The organism is Paracraurococcus lichenis (assembly GCF_030657435.1).
Classification (GTDB): Bacteria; Pseudomonadota; Alphaproteobacteria; order Acetobacterales; family Acetobacteraceae; genus Paracraurococcus; species Paracraurococcus lichenis.
This window is the reverse complement of the sequence record NZ_JAUTWS010000169.1, coordinates 1-6,025: the sequence shown is the minus strand read 5'-3', so window position 1 is coordinate 6,025 and position 6,025 is coordinate 1. Positions and strand designations below refer to the sequence as shown.

Genomic DNA, 6,025 nt, shown 5'->3' with positions numbered 1-6,025 from the left:
CACCAAGGCTTTCTCGGCGGTCTTCCGGGGCTCCAGGAAGGGCGGGTAGTAGGTCCCCTGCCGCAGCTTCGGGATCCGCAGCTGCAGGGTGCCGAGCCGGGTGTCGAGCGCCCGGTCCCGGAACCCGTTGCGGTAGGTCAGCCGCTCGCCGGTGCGCTCATGCCGGGCGGCGCCGATCTGACCCTCCACATCCGCTTCCATCAGCAACAGCAGCACCGCTTCCGCGACGCTGCGCAGAAAATCCGGGTCGCCGCTCTTCGCCAGCAGCTCGGCCAGTGGCAATCTCTCCTCGGTCATCGGGTCCTCGGGCGGTCAGGGGTGGGAGCTTCGCAACTCCACCTTACCCGCCTGAGCCGATGACCACCTCAGCCCTGCTCCCCCGCCGGGGCGCAAATTCCACCACACCCTCGGACGCTACCCGGCGCCCGCCGCCCGGCGACCGCGCCAGGAGCGAGGAACAAGGTTCGCGTGGTGACCCGCGTTTCCATCGCCGTCGGAGATCAGCACTCCGTCTCCGGCCTGCTCGACCTTCCGGACGGCTCCAGGTCCATTCTCGTGCTGGCGCACGGCGCTGGGGCGGGCATGGATCACCCCTTCATGGATCTCCAACGGTGGTCTACGCACACTGAGTCAGGCGTCCGGAAAGCACGACATTCGGCAGGTCAGGGCCACTCGCCTTTCCGGGCTGGAAGGCGACCACGAGCGCAGCCCCTCTGCGTGGCGGAGGTGTGGCTTTGCCGCAGGCCAGGTAGGCGCGAAAGGCCGGGCCATCCACCGGAACGACCTCCACCGCGAGGCGGCAATACCCTGCGGGCCCGAGGACGACAGCCCGGGCGCGCATCATTCTGGGTGAGCCTCCTGTTTGCAGGGACAGCCGGCGGATAAGGGCGCGACCGCCCGCCAGGGGCATCGAGGGATTGAGGAGGTCTGCGGCGAGGGACAGGGCCGCATCCTCGTGCGACATGGACCAGGCGGCTATTGCGCAGCCCACACCAAGCCGTTCGGAGCATCAGCACTGGCGCCTGAGGCAACCCGATTCCTTCCGTCGCCATGTCGCGACGATGAAGCTCAGTAGTGGCAAAGGCTTGCGCTCCCACAACTTCCGGATGAATGTTCGTCCCGCTGCTTCCGATCCTTCCTGTTCCACGCCCTCCTGAGTGAAGCTCGATAGCCGCGGTCAGAACCTGCGGCCGAAACAGCCGAGGGAGGGAAGAACATTGTCACAGGAGCATCATAGCCGCCGCGGCCTGCTGAAATCCGCTGTCGCGGCTTCGACGTTTGGTACCATTGCGATGGCAACGCCGGGCGATGCATTCGCGGCCGGGCCGGGAACGGACGGTATGGCCGGCCTGCGGGCGGGGATCGATACCGTCCTGCGCAGGGCTGTCGACGCGCGAGAGGTTCCCGGCGTCGTGGCGATGGCCGCGACCGATCGGGGCGTCTTCTACGAAGGCACCTTTGGCACGCGAAACCTCGCGTCGGGTCCGATGATGACGCCCGACACTGTGTTCCGCATCGCGTCCATGACCAAGGCGGTGACCTCGGTCGCTGCGATGCAGTTGGTGGAACAGGGCAAGCTCAGGCTCGACGATCCGGTGCCGAACATCGACCCGGCCCTGGGCACGCCGCAGGTGCTGGAGGGTTTCGACGCCTCGGGGGCGCCGCGACTGCGTGCCGCGCGCCGGCCAATCACGCTGAAGCACCTGCTGACCCATACCGCCGGCTTCAGCTACGAGCAGTGGGACGCAAACACGACCCGCTACGTCAAGGCGACCGGCATGCCTTCGACCAGCACGGGCAAGATCGCGTCGCTGCGCATGCCGCTCGCCTTCGATCCCGGCGAGCGCTGGGAATACGGCGTCAACATCGATTGGGTCGGGTTGCTCGTCGAGGCAGCCAGCGGCCAGAAGCTCGATGCGTATTTCCGCGAGCACATCTTCGGCCCGCTCGGCATGAAGGACACCGGCTTCGCCACCACGCCCGAGCAGCGGGCACGCCAAGTGAGCGTGCACCAGCGGCAGGCGGACGGCTCGCTCGAGCCACAGCCGCTGGAGACGCAGTTCACACCGGAGTTCTGGGCCGGCGGCGGCGGGCTGTACTCGACGGCGACGGACTACATGGCCTTCCTGCAGGCGTTGCTGCACGAAGGCAGCTTCAATGGCGCCCGCATTCTGCGACCAGAGACGGTCGCGCTCATGGGCCGCAACCATGTCGGCGATATCGAGGCGGGTATCCTGAAGACGACGAACCCGCAGCGCTCGGTCGATGTCGACTTCTTCCCCGGCGCCAGCCTGAAATGGGGCCTCGGGTACATGATCAATGCGCAGGCCGGACCCAATGGTCGCAGCGCCGGATCCCTGACCTGGGCCGGTATCTTCAACACCCATTACTGGATCGATCCGGTGCGGCGCGTCACCGGCCTGATCATGACCCAGGTGCTGCCGTTCGGCGATCCGCAGACGATGACGCTCTACGGGCAGTTCGAACGCGCCGTCTACGACTATCTCAGGGCCGCCTGACGGATGTGCCGGGCCGGGACCGCGCCGGCAGACCGGCCAAGCAGCCGGCGCGGTCGCTGGCTCCTTTCCGCCCCCGCCCTATCCAGGGCGGCGGGACCGCCTCGCCAGCATGCGGAGGAAACGAAGGATGGACGCGACGAAGGCGGACGATGATCTCGACGCACTGGAGCGGTTGAACCGCGACTACATCGCCTCCGTGCAGCATGGGGACGTGCAGCGGTTCGGCGAGTTGCTGGCCGATGATTTTCTCTGCTCGAATCCGGACGGCACGCTTGTGAACCGTGCGCAGTTCCTGGCGCAGACCGCGCAGCCGGTGACGATCAGCGGCCTGGTCGCCGAGGAGGTGAAGATCAGGCTCTTCGGCGACGTCGCCCTCGTGCACGCCCGCACGCGGTACCGGACTGCCGGCGGCGACGAACGGCATGGCCGCTACACCGATGTCTGGGCGCGCCGTGGTGGCAAGTGGCTCGCCATCTCCGCACATGTGACGCGGTAGAGCGCCGAAGGACAGCGGCATCGTCCACCGCATCGCCGCGACGGCATGGGCATCATCGGCGGAGGTGCCCCTGCCAGCCCCCGGGAGGGGGCGGTCTGCACCCTTGTCGCCGCGGCCATCTCCGTCTCATGCTCTTGGCCGGCCGAAGCGCCGGGCTTCGAAGGAGCATTGCCATCCATTCGCGCCGCCATCTGGGAGGCCTCGTCGCAGCCGGCGGGTTCGGCGCCGCGGCCACGCGGTCCTCCGTTGCCCAACCGCCCGCCTGGCCGGATCGCACCGTCAGGGCCATCGTGCCTTTCGGTCCCGGCGGCGCGCCCGACATCCTTGCCCGGATCATGGCGCGGCATTTCCCGGCGCATGCGCGTGGCCAGCAGCTTATCGTCGAGAACCGCAGCGGCGCCGGTGGTACGATCGGGGCCGCCCACGTCGCGCAGTCCCGGCCGGATGGCCTGACCCTCCTCATGGCTGAACAGGGCTCCGCCGCGCTGGCGCACGAACTCTACCAGGATCTGCCCTATGATCCGCGCCGGTCCTTCACGCCGGTGATCTGGCTGGTGGACCTGCCCATGGTGCTGGTGGTGCGCCCTGGCCTGGGTGCGCGTGATGTGCCGGCGCTTCTGGAGCAGGCGCGACGGCAGCCCGGCAGCCTCAGCTATGCCAGCGTCGGCGTCGGCCACATGGGCCATCTGGCCATGGAGTTGCTGCAGCGCCGTGCGGGTGGCGGCATCCAGTTGCTGCACGTCATCTACCGCAGCGGCGGCGACATCATGGCCGCCCTCGTCAAGGGCGAGGTGGACATGACGGTCGCCTCCTATTCCAGCGCCCAGGCGTTCCTGCAATCGGGCGCGCTGCGGCCGATCGCGGTCACCACGGCGGCGCCCTTGGCCGAACTGCCCAGCGTGCCGCTGCTCTCCGAAACCATGCCCGGCCTGACCGCTACTCTCTGGTACGGGCTTCTTGGACCAGCCGGCATGTCCAGAGATCTGGTGACAGAGATCAATGCCGTCTTCAACGCCGTCCTTGCCACGCCAGAGTTGCGGGAGACGGTCCGTCAGCAGCAGGCGTCCGATCCGGTTGGCGGCCCATCTGAGCGCTTTGCCGAACACCTGCGCAGGGAGGTCGCGCAGTGGACCCCAGTGGTTCGTGCGGCCGGTGGGCGGGTACAGTGATGTGCGACGAACATTCCAGTCGACAGGCAACCGAGCAAGGGCGCTGAGGTTTTGCCACGACCCTGCTGGCTCGCTCTGTGCCCATGCATTGTCCATTGTAGCCAACCGGCAGGAGGGGAAGGACGGAATGCGCTTGGCTTTGATCTTGGCGGCGAGCGAGGCCGAGGCGCTGCTGCCGCAGGTCGAGCCGATGATCCTGGACTCCAACGGCAACGCAGTCGGTGCGATCGACATCGTTCTAGACGGTTGACGGCGCTTGCGGCAGCGGCCTGCTACAGCGCCTCGGCGATGTGGTGCAGACCACAGCGCGCCGCCGCGGCGCCGGCTACGAATACGGCACTTCGTTTCCTCCCCGCGCCTCGGGCCGGTGCACTGCACCGGCCCCTTTTTCCGTCTACGGTCCATCGTCCCGGTACCGTGCCAGACGCGCACATCCGAAGGCAGGTTACCCGCTGAGGGCTGGAGGCAGGCGAACCGGCATCAGCCGCCCGCCGCGATCCTGATCGGGTTCTCGAGCGCGCCGTGCGGCAGGAGCCGCCGGGCCATGGCGTCCCAGCGCAGCTCCCACTGGCCTGGCCGGCATCCCCGGCCAGCCACCAGCTCCAGCCGCCAGCAGGGATCGGCCAGATCGTGGTCCCACGTCCCGGTGCCGGGGATGGACGAGATGCGCCAGCGCGTCCGGGCGGCGGAGGCGGTGGCGAGGTGCGGCTCGGGCACGACCATGATGCCGAGCCCACCGCCTGCCTCTGCTGCCAGTTGCAGGCGGCGCGAGGCCGTCAGATCGGGGACGATGCCGACCAGCACGCAGGTGCCGACGGCGGGGCACCGCAGCGCCTCCTCGGCTGCCCACAGGCTGTCCGTGCCCCGGGCGGCGACCAGGACCAGCGCGGCAGGGTCGAGCCCGAAGGCCACCGCCCCGGCAGGCCAGAGGCTCGGCGTCGGCTCGATCCAGATGGTCGTGTCACCGGCACGCCCCGCCAGGAGCGCGGAAAAGGCGAAGGCGGCGCCGGTGTCCGCCTCGCCGCGCGCCGGCGCCACCTCGTGGACGGCACCGCGGGCGAGACCGCCGTCGGGCAACTCGTCGTCGACGACCTCCACGACCGGCACGGCGCCCCGGTCGCGGTCGGTCGAGGCTCCGCCGTGCCGCTCGAGGCGGGCGCGGAGGGCGGCAAACACGGCGGCGCGGTCGGTGAACATGGCGCGGCAGCCCATCCCAAGTTCCTGGTTCGTTCCAGAACGCCGTGGCGGCTAATGGGTTGAGCCAGCCTGCTGGCCAGGACGCTGGGTGGCGCTACTCGGGCGGGGCTGCCCGGCAGCCGGGGTCTCAAGCCGGCGCAGGGCAGCAATCCGCCGCCCCTGCCTCTCGATGGCCAGCAGCCGCACCTCGGTTCGTCGGACCGGCCGGATCTGCTCGCCCTCGAGGACGACGCAGTCGAGCCGGTCACGGCCCTCCGCGCCGGGCAGCGACAGGCTGGCCTCGATCGCCAGGACGGACAGCACGGCCCCTCGCTTCGTCATCTCCGATTGCAGGATGGCCGCCAGCGCCTGCCGGCCCGCCTCGTCATCGGGGACGGGGAAGGCGAGGCTGGTCACCTCGCCGGCGGCATCGGCCGCATAGGCGCGGCCGGGCATGGCATCCCGGCCGGGAAGCCACCGGTGCAGGTGCCCCTCGATGTAGTCCAGAAGTCTTGCCAGGGTGACGTCTTCGATCCGGGGCATGACCGCCGCTGCGCTCCGTTCCGCAGAACGCCGGATGCCTGTGGATCGTGGCAGGCGAGCAGGCAATATTCCTCGCGGAGCCTACCTCCGAAGCTGTGACCAGCAGCGCGTCCTCGCCCAGA

Annotated in this window: 6 protein-coding genes; 3 read left to right on the top strand and 3 right to left on the bottom strand. The window is 69.2% G+C overall.

Features of this window, described 5'->3' with window-relative positions; translation table 11 throughout:
* On the bottom strand, positions 1 to 297 hold a 297-nt coding region (locus Q7A36_RS37870; RefSeq protein ID WP_305108969.1), incomplete at its 3' end, for a transposase.
* Positions 298 to 1,217: 920 nt separating this feature from the next.
* Here Q7A36_RS37870 and Q7A36_RS37865 point away from each other — a divergent pair.
* The 3 genes from Q7A36_RS37865 to Q7A36_RS37855 all read left to right on the top strand — a co-directional run bounded on the left by Q7A36_RS37865 (position 1,218) and on the right by Q7A36_RS37855 (position 4,184).
* Positions 1,218 to 2,519 (top strand): serine hydrolase domain-containing protein, encoded by a 1,302-nt coding sequence (locus Q7A36_RS37865; RefSeq protein ID WP_305108968.1) that lies wholly within the window; start codon positions 1,218 to 1,220, stop codon positions 2,517 to 2,519.
* A 127-nt stretch (positions 2,520 to 2,646) separates the two neighbouring features.
* A complete protein-coding gene (locus Q7A36_RS37860) occupies positions 2,647 to 3,015 on the top strand; it encodes a nuclear transport factor 2 family protein (RefSeq protein ID WP_305108967.1) in 369 nt (122 codons plus the stop codon).
* A gap of 290 nt (positions 3,016 to 3,305) precedes the next feature.
* Entirely contained in the window at positions 3,306 to 4,184 is an 879-nt protein-coding gene (locus tag Q7A36_RS37855; RefSeq protein ID WP_305108966.1) for a Bug family tripartite tricarboxylate transporter substrate binding protein, read from the top strand.
* Between the two features lie 480 nt (positions 4,185 to 4,664).
* On the opposite strand, the gene Q7A36_RS37850 is transcribed toward Q7A36_RS37855, so the two are convergent.
* Together Q7A36_RS37850 and Q7A36_RS37845 are read right to left on the bottom strand one after the other, a co-directional pair.
* Entirely contained in the window at positions 4,665 to 5,396 is a 732-nt protein-coding gene (locus Q7A36_RS37850) for an ImuA family protein (protein ID WP_305108965.1), read from the bottom strand.
* Between the two features lie 36 nt (positions 5,397 to 5,432).
* Complete coding sequence (locus tag Q7A36_RS37845; RefSeq protein WP_305108964.1) at positions 5,433 to 5,903, bottom strand: hypothetical protein; 471 nt, start codon at positions 5,901 to 5,903, stop codon at positions 5,433 to 5,435.
* Between the last annotated feature and the right edge of the window lie 122 nt (positions 5,904 to 6,025).

What these genes read in the sequence shown, in the direction of transcription:
- Q7A36_RS37860 (WP_305108967.1), top strand. Translation starts at nt 2,647, where the DNA reads ATGGACGCGACGAAGGCGGACGATGATCTCGACGCACTGGAGCGGTTG.
- Q7A36_RS37850 (WP_305108965.1), bottom strand. Translation starts at nt 5,396, where the DNA reads ATGGGCTGCCGCGCCATGTTCACCGACCGCGCCGCCGTGTTTGCCGCC.
- Q7A36_RS37845 (WP_305108964.1), bottom strand. Translation starts at nt 5,903, where the DNA reads ATGCCCCGGATCGAAGACGTCACCCTGGCAAGACTTCTGGACTACATC.